This is a genomic window from Shimia sp. MIT910701 (assembly GCF_047126315.1).
GTDB lineage: Bacteria > Pseudomonadota > Alphaproteobacteria > Rhodobacterales > Rhodobacteraceae > Shimia.
On sequence record NZ_CP138953.1, the window covers coordinates 1,806,894 to 1,822,500 of the forward strand.

Annotated in this window: 12 protein-coding genes and 1 pseudogene; 5 read left to right on the top strand and 8 right to left on the bottom strand. The window is 58.3% G+C overall.

Going from position 1 to position 15,607, the window contains the following annotated elements; all coding sequences use genetic code 11:
- Positions 1–29: 29 nt before the first annotated feature.
- Positions 30–353, bottom strand: a complete 324-nt coding sequence (locus SIB38_RS08595) for a DUF2849 domain-containing protein (RefSeq protein WP_294117511.1) — start codon at positions 351–353, stop codon at positions 30–32.
- 141 nt (positions 354–494) lie between these two features.
- Here SIB38_RS08595 and SIB38_RS08600 point away from each other — a divergent pair, with 141 nt between their 5' ends.
- A complete protein-coding gene (locus SIB38_RS08600) occupies positions 495–956 on the top strand; it encodes an Lrp/AsnC family transcriptional regulator (protein ID WP_294117512.1) in 462 nt (153 codons plus the stop codon).
- A 171-nt stretch (positions 957–1,127) separates the two neighbouring features.
- On the opposite strand, the pseudogene SIB38_RS08605 reads toward SIB38_RS08600, so the two are convergent.
- The 6 genes and pseudogenes from SIB38_RS08605 to SIB38_RS08630 all read right to left on the bottom strand — a co-directional run.
- Positions 1,128–1,294 (bottom strand): annotated as a pseudogene (locus SIB38_RS08605) (IS5/IS1182 family transposase); the annotation flags it as partial.
- Positions 1,295–1,520: 226 nt separating this feature from the next.
- Complete coding sequence (locus SIB38_RS08610) at positions 1,521–2,216, bottom strand: imm11 family protein (RefSeq protein ID WP_294117514.1); 696 nt, start codon at positions 2,214–2,216, stop codon at positions 1,521–1,523.
- A 340-nt stretch (positions 2,217–2,556) separates the two neighbouring features.
- Positions 2,557–3,273, bottom strand: a complete 717-nt coding sequence (locus SIB38_RS08615) for an imm11 family protein (protein WP_412551801.1) — start codon at positions 3,271–3,273, stop codon at positions 2,557–2,559.
- Between the two features lie 258 nt (positions 3,274–3,531).
- Complete coding sequence (locus SIB38_RS08620; RefSeq protein WP_412551802.1) at positions 3,532–4,710, bottom strand: MFS transporter; 1,179 nt, start codon at positions 4,708–4,710, stop codon at positions 3,532–3,534.
- Positions 4,707–5,933 carry a sigma-54-dependent transcriptional regulator gene (locus SIB38_RS08625; RefSeq protein ID WP_412551803.1) on the bottom strand — a complete coding sequence of 409 codons (1,227 nt, stop codon included), beginning with the start codon at positions 5,931–5,933 and terminating at the stop codon, positions 4,707–4,709. The genes SIB38_RS08620 and SIB38_RS08625 overlap by 4 nt, the downstream gene beginning before the upstream one ends.
- Entirely contained in the window at positions 5,930–7,696 is a 1,767-nt protein-coding gene (locus SIB38_RS08630; RefSeq protein WP_294117521.1) for a sensor histidine kinase, read from the bottom strand. Before SIB38_RS08630 ends, SIB38_RS08625 begins: the two co-directional genes overlap by 4 nt.
- Positions 7,697–7,890: 194 nt before the next feature.
- Between SIB38_RS08630 and SIB38_RS08635 the strand changes: the two genes are divergently transcribed.
- From SIB38_RS08635 to SIB38_RS08645, 3 genes are read left to right on the top strand one after another with little or no spacing between them, the layout of a single operon-like run.
- The gene (locus tag SIB38_RS08635) at positions 7,891–9,066 is read left to right on the top strand and encodes a M20 aminoacylase family protein (RefSeq protein WP_294117523.1); all 1,176 of its coding nucleotides are present in this window, start codon (positions 7,891–7,893) and stop codon (positions 9,064–9,066) included.
- Positions 9,067–9,088: 22 nt separating this feature from the next.
- Positions 9,089–10,252 carry a M20 aminoacylase family protein gene (locus SIB38_RS08640; RefSeq protein WP_412551804.1) on the top strand — a complete coding sequence of 388 codons (1,164 nt, stop codon included), beginning with the start codon at positions 9,089–9,091 and terminating at the stop codon, positions 10,250–10,252.
- 27 nt (positions 10,253–10,279) lie between these two features.
- On the top strand, positions 10,280–11,446 hold the full coding sequence (locus SIB38_RS08645) for a M20 aminoacylase family protein (protein WP_412551805.1): 1,167 nt from the start codon (positions 10,280–10,282) through the stop codon (positions 11,444–11,446).
- Positions 11,447–11,501: 55 nt separating this feature from the next.
- Here the strand turns inward: SIB38_RS08645 and SIB38_RS08650 are convergent, their stop codons facing one another.
- The gene (locus SIB38_RS08650) at positions 11,502–13,940 is read right to left on the bottom strand and encodes a response regulator (protein ID WP_412551806.1); all 2,439 of its coding nucleotides are present in this window, start codon (positions 13,938–13,940) and stop codon (positions 11,502–11,504) included.
- Positions 13,941–14,142: 202 nt separating this feature from the next.
- On the opposite strand from SIB38_RS08650, the gene SIB38_RS08655 reads away from it, so the two are divergent.
- Positions 14,143–15,441 carry a 3-deoxy-D-manno-octulosonic acid transferase gene (locus tag SIB38_RS08655; RefSeq protein WP_412551807.1) on the top strand — a complete coding sequence of 433 codons (1,299 nt, stop codon included), beginning with the start codon at positions 14,143–14,145 and terminating at the stop codon, positions 15,439–15,441.
- Positions 15,442–15,607: the final 166 nt, after the last annotated feature.

The following is a 15,607-nucleotide window of genomic DNA, read 5'->3' on the forward strand; positions in this document are numbered from 1 at the left end:
ACCTTTGTGTCTGCCGATGTGGGGGCGGTTTAGGCCGCCTGACCATCCTGTTGTTGCGTCTCTGCTTGCTTGCCGTGGAAGTAGTTTGATGGGCCGGTCCGGCGGAACTCTTCGCGGAAATGCGTTGGTTCGGGACCGTTTTCACCCTCTGCGGCATCCGCCAGATAGGCCCCCACCACCAAATCAACCTGTTGCGATGCTTCCAACAGGCGGACCTGCGCGTGCGCTTCATCCGTGAGATACTCGGCGCAGGCCAGGTCACGGGTCCAAGTGTCGTCTTTGGTGAAATAAATCACGTCGCCTTCGATGAGGGCGTTGGCGGTGATGACTTTGGGTGTGAATGCGCGTGGCATGAGACTCTCCCGGGGTTTGACTTCCCAGTGAATATAGGAAATTGTTCCCCTTAACCGCCAGATGTTGGCGGAAATAGAAACGTGTGTTCCGGTGTGTTTGGGGAAATACGCCGGTGTTCCACAAAGAGCGGGGAAAATGGGATGGCGTTGCGTATTGACGATATGGATAAGAAAATTCTCGGCGAGCTGCAACGGGATGCGGCGCAATCTCTGGACGAAATTGCCAAACGTGTGGGCTCTTCCAAGACGCCTGTATGGAATCGCATACGCAAGCTCAAAGAGGCCGGGGTGATCCGACAGCAGACGGTGCTGCTTGATGCCGAAGCGCTTGGTTTTGATGCCTGTTTCTTTGTTCTGATCCGCACCAGCGAGCATGAGGCGGATTGGCAGCAGAAGTTCCTCAAAGCCCTGCGCGAGCGCCCTGAGGTTTTGGAAGCGCACCGGCTGGCGGGGGACATAGACTATATCCTGAAAGTTCAGGTGCAGAACGCGCGCGCCTATGACACCTTTTATCAAGCTCTGATTTCAGAGGTGAAGGTGCACAACGTTACCGCCTTGTTATCTATGGAAGAAATCAAATCCACCAGCATGCTACCGCTCTGAGCGTTAAGCTTTGTCCGAAGGGCGCTTTGCGGCAAATTTCACGTCGGTATTCTGTCGGTATCGCGACTGTTTTGCGGAGGTGCGTTTCGGACTGGCGAGAGCTTAACGGGGCTGCGGCTTTTTCACGGTTGGATTCTTTGAATGCGATCTTCATGCCCAACGGTTTTAGGGTGACTTATGCGCACCAAATGCAGTTGGAGCATCTCGCCACCATAAGCCATACGATTTATGAAAATAGGCGCGCTCATCACACGCCTATCGTCACTGCGTGGCGTGCCGTGCTGCGTCCGGAAGAGGGGATGTAGACGCGCTTCTGTCAGCCAAAAGAGGTGAGACATATTCGCCGCTCAGTTTTTTGAATCGTGAATCACGCCGCTCAACGGAAATCAATGGGGCCTATCTCGCACGGCCATCAGGCTTGGACATCTTGAGCAGTATGAAAGAAAAGCCCGTCTGCATAGGGCGCTCTGATGGGTGCCCCACCTCGAATTGTCCGAAAAGCTGGGTTGGACGAAGGCGTATTTTTGTTAAGTGAAAACTCAGGCAAAACGAAGTTTCAAAAAACTACTTCTCGGACCATATCGATTTTGCGGCGAACCCTTGTAAGTCGCCACTACCTAAAGTCGAAAACAACTTATCCGAGACAAAAACGCATTTGGACGCAGATATTCTGAAGTCTGTCCAAGCATTCAACCCTTCGATTTGGGACTTATGCAGAGAAAGCCTGTCTGGCGTAGGCTCCCCTTGCGTAGTCCAAAGATGATTGCCATCCTTCGGCTTGCTGACCAGTTTTACACCTTCCGACGCTTCATCGACCGCGTCGCAGACACGATCAATCCACCAAGCATAATAGGTTCCATATTCCGAACCATCTTTTCGCAGAATTTTTACGGGGAAAAACTTCCAGGCATCGTTTTCCGAACGATGCGATTCAATGATGTCCCGCACATTGGAGGTGACAAGACTGGCGTGGGAAAATTGATAGCTGCCACCTGGGAAAGCATGCACCCAATCCGGTAATGCCTCACCTTCTGTTAAGGTCAGTTGTTCAGGTAAGAACTCGGCGTGCCAAGGAAGCTCTACCGCGCCAAATTGGATAAGACCGAACTTTCCCTTTCCGGCAATGATCCACTCTTTTCGCTTCTCAGCAAAATAGTCTTTTCCCGCTTTAATGCGCGCTGCATCCTGATCTCGGGTGACCTGCAAACGGTATTTGTAGACAAATGGGCCAAACATGTCCTCGTCGATCAAAACCGCCATCAGCTGTGCCTTCTTTTTCAGTGGCCGACGTTATCTCCTTTAACGTCTCATCTCGCGCCACCTTATAAACCAAGGGTTGTGGGGGCAATTCACTTTCCTTCACCACTTAACGGAATTGGCCAATCGGGACGCCGGGAAGAGGGGCTTTAGATGTGTCATCTGGTTCAGCGGGGGATTGATCCCCCGGATCAATCTCTGATCCGCCTCACTCCTTCAGCGGAAAGAGATCGACATGTTCATAGTTCAGTTTTCGCACCGTGACCCACGTCTCTTAACGGCAATCAACGGGGCCTGACCTCAGTCAAAACGTCCGCTCGAGCGATGGCGAAAACCAATCCAGTTACTCGGATAAAAATGGTCCGCCAAATCGTAGCGCCGGGCCCACGCCAATTAACCCACTGTCTTCAATTGACCGTTTCAGTTCGTCAGACATAAAAATAAACCCACCAAACTCCCCGTCGCAAAACAAATGGCGTTCTCCGATCTTGTTCCGAAAAAAGGCGGGCTCCCAAGTTGAAGAGGACTGCCGTTTATCCATTCGCATCGCGGGGCGATCATCATGAGGGTTATGCCACCCAGGACCGGTTTTGTAGGGGAACATGGGGGGGCGCGTTTTGGAAGGATCTAGCGCAAAAATCCTATTTCCCGGCGCAAACCAATAAAAATCGTTTCGCGCGATGTTTCCCGCCTCAACCTGAATGGAGACTTTTTCAAATTGATGCACACCGGGGTCGAATTTATTGACCACCTCTACGAACTTCTGGGAACAAAGTTGGGCACCTGTACCAACTTTCATATAGTCTCGCACCGGAGTCGCTTCTCCTTTTGGCATCTCAGGACCAAGCCGAATCAACAGTGATTTTGGAAGGCTTTCGGTGTCAATAGGACGTCCAGATTGCCAAATCTCCGTAGAAACAATGGGCCACTTACCGATGTCAACGCTGGGATCCGCGAGCCCTGCGTTCCGCAAATCGCCGTCAAGTGGCTCAACGTCATACCAACATCCCTCGGCCTCATATCCTGCAACGGGTAAGTCGCCTAGACGCCAAATAGTCATTGACTTTTGCTCCCAGTGGCCGACGTTATCTTCTTCGCCGTGTTTTATGCATCATCCTATCAATCAAGGGGTGTTGGGGCAATTCACTTACTTTTGCCACGTGACTGAAATTGGCCAATCTGGACACCGGGAAGAGGGGCTTTAGAGGTGCCATCTGGTTCAGCGGGGGCCTGATCCCACTGATCAATCTCTGATCCGCCTCACTCCGTCAGCCAAAAGAGATCAGACATGTTCACCGTTCAGTTTTCAAACCGTGAATCACGCCTCCCGCTTCAGCGCCCCACTCAACACGGCAATCATCAGCGCCAGCACGGCCAGCACGCCGAAGGACACGCGCAGGGTGGTGGCGTTGGCGATGAAGCCGATCACCGGTGGGCCCAACAACATGCCGCCGTAGCCGAAAGTGGCGGTGCCCGCGAGGGCCTTGCCGGGGCTTTCGTGGGGGTCGTTGGCGGCGCGGCTGAAGGCGAGGGGGAAGATCAGGGCGTAGCCGATGCCCATCAGCACAAAGCCCGTTAGGATGAGCGGGGGTGTCGGGAGGAGCACGGTGAGCGCGGCGCCCCCGGCCGCGATGAGGCCGCTGACGCGGGCGGCCATTTCCGGGGAAGTCATGCGGGTGATCATGTCGCCAAACAAGCGCATTGCCACCATGGTCACCGAGAAGATTGCATAGCCCATGGCGGCCCAGTTTTCAGGCGCGCCGCCGATATCTACCAGATAGACCGCGCTCCAGTCAGCGATGGCACCTTCGCCCATCGAGGCCCCAAACGCCAGCAGGCCGACCAGCACAAGCTGACCTTTTGGAATGGAGAAGATCGGCGCTTTGCTTTCACGGTTGGTGGGGGAGGTCCAAGGAATATTGCCGAGCCAGCAGAGCAGGGCGACCACCGGCAGGCCGATCAGGGCATAGTGCACAAGCGGGGTTGCGCCAAGAGAGATCGCCACAAAGCCGGTGCCTGCCGCCAGCCCGGCGCCAAGGCTCCACATAGCATGATAAGAGGACATCTGTGGGCGTTTGGCCCAGCGTTCGACCTCTGCGCCCCAGGCGTTCATGGTGACATCCATGCCGCCATGGATCGCCCCAAAGAGGAAAAGCGCGATGGCGAGCATGGGCACGTTGGGGGCAATTGCGAGCGCTAACAGTGCGGTGATTTTGATAATTGCCAAGGTCTTTGTTACACGTGCCGCGCCGTAGTGATCGGCCAGACGGCCCGCCAATGGGAAGGCGCAGATCGCCCCACCTGCAAGCAGCAGCAGGAGCGCGCCGAGCCCCGCATGGCTTAGCTCATGGGTGGCCTTGAAAGCGGGGATACGGCTGGCCCAGAGGCCAAACAGCGCGCCGTTGAGTCCAAACATGGCGGCAATGGCCAGCCAGCCGGCGCGGCGGGTGAGATGTGCGGGGGCCGGGGCGTGCGATGGATCGGTGGTCGCGGTCATCGGAAGCTTTCGGGCTTGAGGCCGTATTTGGCAAGTTTGTCATACATGGTTTTGCGCGGCAGCTTGAGCGCCTCGGCGGCGGCTGCGGCCCGACCTTGGTGCTTGCGCAGCGCTTCTGCAAGTAGAGATCGCTCAACCTGCGCCATTTGGTCGGCCAGTCCCAGGCCCGCAGTTTGGGTTTCCTCGCCGGGCAGCCCAAGGGTGAAGCGCATGGCGGCGCTCATCAAGGCGCGGGCGTTGCCGGGCCAGTCCTGTGCCATCAAAGACGAGATCACTTCGGGCGTGATGTCGGGTGCGGCGATGCCGGCCTGTTCGGCGGCTTGGGCCACGTAGTGACGGAAGAGCACGGGGATGTCCTCGGGGCGTTCGGACAATCCGGGGATGCGGACTTGCAGCGCTTCGAGGCGGTAATAAAGGTCGGCGTGCAGGGCGCCGGATTGCACGGCGTCATCCAGCGGCGCGGCGCTGCCAAAGATCAGGCGCGGGTGTTCGTCGGTTTCCAGCAGGGTGAGCAGGGCAAATTGCGTCTGCATCGGCATGGATTGTACTTCGTCCAAGAAGAGACTGCCGCCTTGTGTGTCTTCGATGAGAGCGGCAAAGGCGGCAGGGTCCATGCCTGCGGCGGTGTGTTTGGCAAAGGGGCCTTCGGGGTGGGCACCGCAGAGGTGGATGACTTCGGCCACTTTGGAGATGCCCGCTCCGGGCGGGCCGGAGATCAGCACCTCGGCGTTGATGCGGGCGACCGAGCGAGCGCGGTGGCGCAGGGCCTCGGCTTGGGGCGAGGTACCGTAGATGATGCGGGCGGCGGCGTCGCCGGTTTCCAGCTGGGCTTTGAGGCGGCGGTTTTCCAGCGCCATGGCGCGGGCCTTTTGGGCGCGTTCGATCACGGCGATGAGTTCGGCTGGGGCGCAGGGTTTTTCCAGGAAGCCAAAGGCGCCCTGGGTCATGGCGCGCACGGCCATGGGAATGTCGCCTTCGCCGGTGAGCAGGATCACGGGCAGTGCGGCGTCGGTGTCGCGGGTGAACTGCAAAAGGTGAAAGCCGTCGCGGCCGGGCATGCGCATGTCCGAGAGGATCACACCCGCGAAGGATGCGGTGATGTGGTCTTTGGCCTCGACAAAGGAGCCTGCGGAGATCACCGGAAACTCCTCGAGCTCCAGAGTCTGGGTCAGGGCTTCGCGCACGATGGGGTCGTCATCAACCACCAGGACAGGCGCTGTCATGACGGGCTCTCCTCTTGCCATTGGTCCAGCTCGACGGTGAAGAGGGCACCGCCGGAGGGCAGGTTGGTGCCGCGGATGTTGCCGCCGAAGCTTTGCACCAAGCCATAGCTGATGGAGAGGCCGAGGCCCATGCCTTCCGAGCTGCCGACTTCCTTGGTGGTGTAGAACGGGTCAAAGATCTTGTCGGGGGCGTCGATGCCGGGGCCGGTGTCACGGATGTTTACGCAGAGGCGCGGGGCGGTGACGATGGAGATGTCGATCTGGCGTTCTTCGCTGTCGGACATGGCGTCGGCGGCGTTGTTGATCAGGTTGACAAACACTTGTGCGAGGCGGACCTCGCCGCCCAAAGCATAGATAGGAAAGTTGTAGGAATGCGCTGCCCAGCTGAGGTTGATGTGGTCCTGGTTGAGGCGCAGCTCGGTGAGTTCCACCGCCTGACTGATGGTGGCGACAAGATCGACCTTGCCCATGGGCTCGTTTTCGTTGCGGGCAAAGGCGCGTAGGTTTTTGATGATGCGGGCCATGCGAGTGGCCATTTGTGAGATGCGGGCGAGGTTTTCACCGGCTTTCTCGGTGTTGTCCCGTTCCAGAAAGCGGGTGCCGTTGTCGGCAAAGGTCTGGATGGCCTGTAGCGGCTGGTTGAGTTCGTGGCTGATGCCGGCACTCATTTGTCCAAGAGCAGAGAGTTTGCCGGCCTGCACAAGATCGGACTGGGCTTTCTTGAGGGCAGCTTCGGCCTCCTTGCGCTCGGTGATCTCGCGGCGCAGGGCTTCGTTGGTGGCAGACAAGGCCTTGGTGCGGTGGGTGACGCGTTCTTCGAGTTCGGCGTTGGCTTGGGCCAGTACGCGGCGGCGTTCCAGCACTTGCAACAAAATCAGGCCAAACACCATGACCACGGCCGCGATGGCGCCCGCCTGAAGGCCTGCGATGCGGCGGGCGAAGCTGACGTCGACGATGGCTTCGGCCACGAGGTCGATAATCGGAAGGTCCTTGATGATGTGCAGGCCGCGTTCGGGGATGTAGGGACCCCAATCCATTTTCCAGATTTCATAGCCTGTCGTTGTGCGGCTGGAGAAAGCTGGAGCGGGGCTGTTTGGCGGCACAAGGCCAGTGCCGCCTGCGGGGCGCTGCCAGAACAGGAGTTCGGAGCGGTTGGTGATGAAAACTTCCTGGGCGTCGTCGACAAAGTAGACGGCCGGGCCGTCGCCGCGCCAGTTGCCTTCGACATCGGCCATATCCACCACCACCGTGAGGACAGCGGCCACTTTGCCGTCGGCACCAAAGCTGGGAGCGGAGAAATAGAAAGCGCGCTGGTTGAAGCGTGTGTCAACAGCGTGGTGGGTGCCAATGGCCCCGTGCAAGGCGCGGGTGAAATAGGGGGTGCCGGTGAGGTTTTGGGAGGGAATGGCGTCTTCTTGGGCGGTGGCCAGAATGGTGCCGTCGGCGCTGGCATAGATCAGGTCGAGCGCAGCGGTTTTGTCAGCCACTTCCAGAAGGAGGTCGGCGCTGGGCTGGGGGTTTGTTTGGTCTTTGCTCAAGGCCAGCAAAGTAGGATGCTCTGCCATCAGGACCGCAAGCTCTTGATAACGTTGCAGCTGTGCCGTGAGCCTGTCGGCGGCCAGTGCAAGGTCAGCTTCGCCGCGCCGGGCCAGTTGATCCAGCGCCTGCACATAGCCATAGCGCCAAACGCCGCTGGCGAGCGCAACAAGCAGGATGATGAAGAAAAGGAGAATCGTGGCCCGGTGGCGTATCCAAGTTCGCATGGGTGCAGCTTAGCGCTTTGTGCCTGGCGGTGCGAGCGTTGCGGCGCGGTTTTGGCTGCCTCATGTTGACGCATGGGGAGGCGGGGGTTTGCTTGATAAGTGAATTATTTTCGCGGTGGCTCTTGCCAGTCATTGAACATTGGTTCAGTCTCGCCGAGCGATCAGCAAATCATGTTTTTTTGGAGGAAGTGCCCATGCCTATCCGCAATCGTATTGCGCAAATGCACGATGAGATCACCGGTTGGCGGCGCCACCTGCATGAGAACCCTGAATTGATGTTTGATGTGCATGAGACCGCCGATTTTGTGCAGGCGCGCCTAAAAGACTTTGGTGTGGATGAGATCACACCGGGCATCGGGCAGACTGGTGTTGTGGCCGTGATCAAAGGCAAGACGGACACAAAAGGGCGGGTGATTGGGTTGCGGGCTGACATGGACGCGCTGCCGATTCATGAGGCGACCGGTCTGGACTATGCCTCCAAAGTTGACGGCAAGATGCACGCGTGTGGCCATGATGGGCACACCGCGATGTTGCTAGGCGCGGCGAAGTATCTGGCGGAGACACGGAACTTTGACGGCACGGCTGTGATGATCTTCCAACCTGCCGAAGAAGGCGGCGGCGGTGGCCGCGAGATGTGCCGGGATGGCATGATGGACCGGTGGAACATTCAGGAAGTCTATGGCATGCACAATGGACCGGGCATTCCGGTTGGCGAGTTTGCCATCCGCCCAGGGGCATTGATGGCGTCTGCGGATGAATTCGAGATCGTTGTTACAGGCAAGGGTGGTCATGCCGCAGAGCCTGCGGCGGCGGTGGATACTACTCTGGTCGCTGCCCAAATTCTTGTGTCGTTGCAGAGCATCGTGTCGCGCAATGTTAAACCGATTGAGCGGGTTGTTCTGACTGTGGGCACGCTCGAAACCGATAGCAATGCGTCAAATGTGATTGCCCATACGGTGCGTATGAAAGGCACCGTTCGCACGTTGGACAACAACAATCGTGAGTTGGCAGAACGGCGTATTCGCGAGGTCGCCACCCATACGGCATTGGCGTTTGGCGCGACGGCGGAGGTGATCTGGGAAGAGGGTTATCCGGTCACGGTCAACCATGATCGTGAAACGGAGTTTGCGGTGGAGGCCGCGCAAGCGGTTGCTGGTGAGGCAAATGTAGACGCCAATGTGCAGCCCATAATGCCGGCGGAAGATTTCTCTTTCATGTTGGAAGAGCGCCCAGGTGCTTACATCTTCCTAGGCAATGGCGACAGCGCGCAGTGCCACCATCCGGAATACAACTTCAATGATGAGGCAACCCCACTCGGTAGCAGCTGGTTTGTTGAGATGATCGAGCGGCGCATGCCGAGCGCGGACTAAAGCAGGGGCAGGGGAGAGAGACATGCCGGTCAAGAACCGTTTTGCGGAGTTGCACGCCGAGATCACCGAATGGCGGCGGGACATCCATGCGCACCCAGAGGTGCTGTATGAAACCCATCGTACGTCCGCTTTGGTGGCAGAAAAGCTCAAGGCGTTTGGATGTGACGAAGTTGTCACCGGCATTGGCCGCACAGGTGTGGTTGGGCTGATCAAAGGTAAGAGTGACACCAAAGGCAATGTGATTGGCTTGCGCGCTGATATGGATGCGCTGCCGATGGCAGAGCAGACCGGGTTGGACTATGCCTCCAAGCACGAGGGTGCGATGCATGCTTGTGGCCATGATGGGCATACGGCGATGTTGCTCGGCGCTGCCAAGTATCTCAGCGAGACGCGCAACTTTGATGGCGCGGTTGCGGTGATTTTCCAACCTGCTGAAGAAGGCGGAAATGGCGCTTTGGCCATGGTGGAAGACGGCATGATGGAGCGCTTTGACATCAAAGAGGTCTATGGCATGCACAACTACCCTGGCTTGCCAGTTGGCGAGTTTGCACTGCGCAAAGGACCGTTGCTGGCGGCGGTGGATTTCTTCACCATCGAGATCGAAGGCAAGGGCGGCCATGCGGCGCAGCCGAACAAGACCATCGACCCAACCATGATGGGCAGTCAGATACACCTAGCGCTACAATCCATTGTCAGTCGCAACGCTGACCCGATCGACCGTGCGGTTTTGTCGGTCACATCTTTTCAGACCGGGTCTGACGTCTACAATGTGATCCCGCACACGGCGACGCTGAAGGGGACCGTGCGTACCTTCAATCCGGATACGCAGGATATGGTTGAGGCGCGCATGAAAGAGGTTGTTGCCGGAGTTGCGGCGACGTTTGGCGGCACGGCCAAGGTCGACTATCAACGGATCACGCCTGCGACCATCAACTGGGATGAGCAGGCCGCGTTTGCCGAAGAAGTGGCGACCGCGGTGTCTGGCAGTTGTCATGAAGCGCCCCTTAAAATGGGCGGAGAGGACTTCTCCTACATGTTGCAAGCGCGGCCCGGGGCCTTCATCATGGTGGGTAACGGCGACAGCGCGGCGCTGCACCACCCCGAATATAACTTTAACGACGAGGCAATCCCGCACGGGAGCAGTTTTCTGTCGGAAGTGATCGAACGCCGCATGCCTGCGGCCTAAGAACGTACTATTGAGCGAGGAACAACTATGCCCACCAAGAACCGTTTTGCAGAGTTGCACGACGAAATCACCGCTTGGCGCCGTGATTTGCATGAGAACCCGGAGATCCTGTTTGAGACCCACCGCACCAGCGCGCTTGTAGCGGAAAAGCTGGAAGAGTTTGGTCTGGACGAAGTGACCACCGGCATTGGCCGCACCGGCGTAGTTGGCGTGATCAAAGGCAAAGAGACCGGCTCTGGCAAGGTGATTGGCCTACGTGCCGACATGGACGCGCTGCCGATCCACGAGCAGACCGGTCTGGAGTATGCCTCCAAGACACCGGGCGCGATGCATGCCTGTGGGCATGATGGGCACACGGCGATGTTGCTGGGGGCGGCGAAGTATCTGGCGGAGACCCGCAATTTTGATGGTACCGTTGTGGTGATCTTCCAGCCTGCCGAAGAAGGCGGCGGCGGTGGCCGTGAGATGTGTGAAGACGGTCTGATGGAGCGTTGGGGCATCCAGGAAGTCTACGGCATGCACAACTGGCCGGGCGTGCCGCTGGGCACCTTTGCGATCCGTCCAGGCTCGTTCTTTGCAGCAACGGATCAGTTTGAGATTCACTTTGAAGGCCGCGGTGGTCATGCGGCCAAGCCACATGACACAGTCGACACCACCGTGATGTCCGCGCAGGCGGTGCTGGCGCTGCAAACCATTGCCAGCCGCAACGCTGATCCTGTGGACCAGGTGGTTGTGTCGGTGACCAGCTTTGAGACTTCGTCCAAAGCGTTCAATGTGATCCCGCAGAAGGTGCACATCAAAGGCACCGTGCGCACCATGTCCAAAGACATGCGTGCCTTGGCGGAAGAGCGGATCAATGAGATCTGCAATGGCATCGCAGCGACCTTTGGTGGCACGGTTGAGGTTGTTTATCACCGTGGTTACCCGGTGATGGTGAACTCTGAGGCACAGACCGAATTTGCCGCTGAAGTGGCCAAATCGATTTCCGGTCAGTGTGATGAAGCGCCATTGGTGATGGGCGGCGAGGATTTTGCCTTCATGCTGGAAGAACGTCCTGGGGCCTATATCCTCGTTGGCAACGGCGAAGACGGCGCGATGGTGCATCACCCGGAATACAACTTCAACGACGAGGCCATTCCGGCGGGCTGCTCCTGGTGGGCGGAGATCGTTGAAAAGCGGATGCCCGCTGCCTAAGTAATCAGGAAGGCGGCGCCAAAGGTTGCGCCGCCGTTCCCGGAATGTCGACAGGTCAGGAGGCCTTGCGGTGTTCCAACGGGGTCGACAGGGCCTGCAGAAGGTGGGCCTTGTTGATCGGCTTGGACAGGAAGTAATCCATTCCCGCGTCCAGGCAAGCCTCTTTGTCACTGTCAAATGCATTGGCTGTCAGCGCCACAATCGGCGGCTGATGGATCGGCAGGGAGCGGATGATGCGGGTGGCTTCCACCCCGTCCAGTTCCGGCATCGACATGTCCATAAGCACCACGTCCGGATTAAAAGTCTTGCAGAATTCGACCGCTTGCAGGCCGTTTTCCACTTCAATCAGTTCCACCGCAAACTCAGCCAGGTATTTCTGCACCAACAGCCGATTGGTCTTGTTGTCCTCGGCCAAGAGAATGCGTGCGCCGTCCAGATGTTCAGAGGCAAAGAGTGGCGGTGGCGCCGCGGTCGGGGCGCTGCCTTCCACCGGTTGGGTGTCAATGGTGGCGACAAAGCAGGCACCATCTTCATAGTCGGTGCACAGCGAGATATTGCCGCCCATGCGCCGTGCCAGCATGGCGGAGATCGTCAGGCCAAGGCCGGTGCCCCCAAAGGCGCGGGTGGTGGCTGCGTCTGCTTGCGAGAAACGGTCAAAGATGTGTTGGGCCTGCTCGGCAGTGATGCCGATGCCGGTGTCACACACGTCGATTTGAATGCCATGCTCAGACGCGTCATCACGTTTCACAACCACTCGAACGCCGCCCTCGGAGGTGAATTTCACGGCGTTGCCCACCAAATTCACAATGATCTGACGCAGGCGGCCATCGTCGGAGCGGACTTCTGTCGGCAGATCGTCTTCATACGCCACCGTCAGCGAGATGCCTTTTTGCTCAGCCTTACGGCGCAACAGCTCTACGGCCCCTTCCACACATTGGCGCAGATTGAAGTCCACCTCGGACACTTCCAGTTTGCCACTTTCCAGACGGGAAAGGTCGAGAATGTCGTTGATGATCTTGAGCAGGGCGTAGCCGCTGTCGCGAATGGTGTCGACGCATTGGCGATCATCAATGGAGAGATCGCTCTCATTCAGGATGTCGGCCATGCCCAAGATGCCATTCATCGGTGTGCGGATTTCATGGCTCATGTTCGCCAGAAATTCGGATTTGGCGCGGTCCGCCTTTTCGGCTACGAGCTTGGCTTCGGCCAGTTCCTTCTCGTGGTTCTTGGTTAGCGTGATGTCGCGTTCGATCCCGATGTTCATGGTGACGTTGCCGTCTTCATCCTTGATCGGGAAGATGTTGGTGCCGACCCAGATATCGCGCCCGTCTTTTGTTTTGTTGATGATCTGACAATGGAACCGGTTCCCCAGATTGCGCTGGGTGATCATTTCCTGAATCGCATCTGGGTTGGTGTTCGCGGAATTGAGCAGTTGGCCGACATGTTGTCCGACAGCCTCATCGAACGAATAGCCGGTCATCCGCGTAAAGCCTTCGTTGACCCATTGAATGTGCCCATCAGGGGTGCTGAGGATGATGCTGTCTGAGGCGTGTTTGGCAACCAGCGAAAGGCGCTCGAGTTCCGCTTCCCGCCGTTTCAAAGTGTTGATGGCAGTCCGGCGGGTGTCAGACAGGCGACCCGCGGCAACTGTGGGGATCAAGATCAGAAGACCCACGATGAAGAACGCGATCCGGCGTGGCCACATGTCGTCTGCGGTCAGGGCCCAGCCACCTTTGGGGCGGGTGGCCAATTGCCAGGAACCACTTGGCAGTTGGATGTCCATGAGTATGGGAGAATCGTCCAGAACAGCGGCATCTCCAAAGAAGAGTTCTCCGTCCGCGCCTTTGCCGTCTTTGCCGACCAGGGCCACGTCGATGGGCAGATCAGGGTCAAGAAGCCCAGCCTCCTGGTACAGGAGATTGGCGTCAATCACGGCGGCGACCAATCCCCAGAACTGGCGTTGCCCATTGCGGGTGTCCCAAACAGGGAAGCGTGCCACAAATCCCGTGCCGCCCTGCACAAGGTTGATGGGGCCGGCAAGAACCATTTCCCCTATGTCCCGGACTTGATAGGCGGCGGCGCGTTGCGCCTCGTTTTTATTGTAGTCTAAACCGAGGGCTGCCTTGTTCTTTTCATAGGGGAAGACTCGGTTCACAATCAGTCCCGGCGCGGCAGCGATGTTCAAGAACTCCTGATGACGGCCCATCACCAGCTCGACCAATTGACTGTATTCCGCCTGGGACATCTCCAAATTTGCGGTGAGCGCGGCGATCATGCCGCGCACCAGCTGAATGTCGGCGCTGACATAGCCTTCGACCTGTGCCCGCAATCGGCTGGTCTCGCTGACCGCCAGTGTGTGCTGCTCCTGTTTGGTGATAAAGGTTTCGTTGCGTTCGACATAGACGGCGAATGACACCCACACCACCAGAGCGATGAGTGATGGGAGATAAGTCGGTCCGCCCATGGAGCGCGGGATTGCGCGCAGAGAGGTCATCAGGGGCATGTTATGTCCGGACATTGGTTACGCAACAAATAGTGGCTTCTCGCGCACTGTTTCAGAAAGTCCTTCACCACTTATTAACGCCGGTTTTCCCGGTATCGTTGTTTGCGGGCAACGCAAAGCTGCCCCCATGGCCATGTGAGGTGGCCTGTGGTTAAAGTCCTGGGAGGGGCAATCAAGGCATAGGCAGAGGATTATGCAGAAGACATTCCGGCGCAGCGGTCCAGCTTTGGGCTGGCAATTGCGGTGTTACCTGGCGCTGCGCCCCTGCTTGCAGCCGTTGATGCGGCGGGTGGTGGCGCGCCGCGTGGCGCGGGGCAAAGAGGATCCGGCCCGGGCGCAGGAGAAACTGGGGCAACCAAGTCTGGCGCGGCCTTCGGGCCCCTTGGTCTGGATTCACGCGGTTGGGCTTGGCGAAGTGCTGGCATTGCGTCCGTTGCTGGCGAAGATGGGCGAGATGCGCCCGGATGTGCATTTCCTTGTGACCTCCACAGCGCGCAGTTCGGCGCAAGTGTTCGGTCAGAATCTGCCACCCCGCGTGATGCATCAGTTTTTGCCTCTGGATGGACCGGCCTATGTCACGCAGTTTCTGGACCATTGGCGGCCGGATGTCTCGATCTGGTCGGAACAGGACCTCTGGCCCGGAATCATCTGTGATGTGGCGCGACGGGGTATTCCGCTGGCGTACATCAATGCACGTCTCACGGAAGACGGGTTTGAGAAACGGCGCCGGTTCCGCTCCGGCTTTGCGCATCTGATGCGGCTATTCTCTTTTGTGGCGGCGCAGGACGCCCGCACCGTCGATTTTCTTCAGCAGCTTGGGGCGCGGAATGTGCACAAGATGCCGTCGTTGAAACCCGCGGCTGTGCCTTTGTCGGTGGACGCGCAGGCGCTTGCGTTTGTGAAAGTGGCTGTGGGAGGGCGGCGTGTCTGGGTCGCAGCATCCAGTCATGCGCCGGATGAGACGGTTGCTATCGCAGCGCAGGTCCGCGTTTTGGAGGCAGATCCCGACGCGCTGTTGATTGTGGTCCCGCGATTACCGGAGCGTGGTGCTGAAGTTTGTGCGGCTTTGGACGCCGCAGGGCTGCGATATGGACAGCGCAGTACGGGACAGGACGTGAAAGCGGTACATCAAGTCTATGTCGCGGATACACTTGGAGAGCTGGGGCTTTGGTACCGGGTGGCGCAGGTGGCTTTGGTAGGGGGGAGTTTTGGAGAAACGCAAGGCCACAATCCTTGGGAAGCGATCACATTGGGCTGCCCAGTGGTCAGTGGCCCCATGACAGACAACTTCGCGGCGGACTATGCCCAGTTGCAGGAGGCGGGGCTGGCACGGCGTGTGGAAGAGGGCGCCATGGCTGGGGAGCATTTGGCCGCACAGGTTTTGCAGGCAGGGCAGGGGGGCACATCTCAACGTGCCGCGGCCCTGGTGGCGGAGGTGCGGGCTGCGATCAGCCCCCTGGCAACCCGGATGCTGACATTGCTTTCGAAGTAGCAATTAAGCTCAAGGATTATATTTTAAATTCAGGTACTTTTGGTGACTTGCGGCGGTTGGGCAGCACTTTTTCTCCGAGAAAATGATTTTTTCTCCAAAAACCGCTTGCGACTCATTGGGGTCCTCACTAAATACCCCTTCACCGGCGGCGCTGAGGCGCACGACG

Bases quoted from the DNA above. Each gene is read 5' to 3' on its own strand.
- SIB38_RS08595 (WP_294117511.1), bottom strand. From the start codon at position 353: ATGCCACGCGCATTCACACCCAAAGTCATCACCGCCAACGCCCTCATC.
- SIB38_RS08600 (WP_294117512.1), top strand. From the start codon at position 495: ATGGCGTTGCGTATTGACGATATGGATAAGAAAATTCTCGGCGAGCTG.
- SIB38_RS08610 (WP_294117514.1), bottom strand. From the start codon at position 2,216: ATGGCGGTTTTGATCGACGAGGACATGTTTGGCCCATTTGTCTACAAA.
- SIB38_RS08615 (WP_412551801.1), bottom strand. From the start codon at position 3,273: ATGACTATTTGGCGTCTAGGCGACTTACCCGTTGCAGGATATGAGGCC.
- SIB38_RS08620 (WP_412551802.1), bottom strand. From the start codon at position 4,710: ATGACCGCGACCACCGATCCATCGCACGCCCCGGCCCCCGCACATCTC.
- SIB38_RS08625 (WP_412551803.1), bottom strand. From the start codon at position 5,933: ATGACAGCGCCTGTCCTGGTGGTTGATGACGACCCCATCGTGCGCGAA.
- SIB38_RS08630 (WP_294117521.1), bottom strand. From the start codon at position 7,696: ATGCGAACTTGGATACGCCACCGGGCCACGATTCTCCTTTTCTTCATC.
- SIB38_RS08635 (WP_294117523.1), top strand. From the start codon at position 7,891: ATGCCTATCCGCAATCGTATTGCGCAAATGCACGATGAGATCACCGGT.
- SIB38_RS08640 (WP_412551804.1), top strand. From the start codon at position 9,089: ATGCCGGTCAAGAACCGTTTTGCGGAGTTGCACGCCGAGATCACCGAA.
- SIB38_RS08645 (WP_412551805.1), top strand. From the start codon at position 10,280: ATGCCCACCAAGAACCGTTTTGCAGAGTTGCACGACGAAATCACCGCT.
- SIB38_RS08650 (WP_412551806.1), bottom strand. From the start codon at position 13,940: ATGACCTCTCTGCGCGCAATCCCGCGCTCCATGGGCGGACCGACTTAT.
- SIB38_RS08655 (WP_412551807.1), top strand. From the start codon at position 14,143: ATGCAGAAGACATTCCGGCGCAGCGGTCCAGCTTTGGGCTGGCAATTG.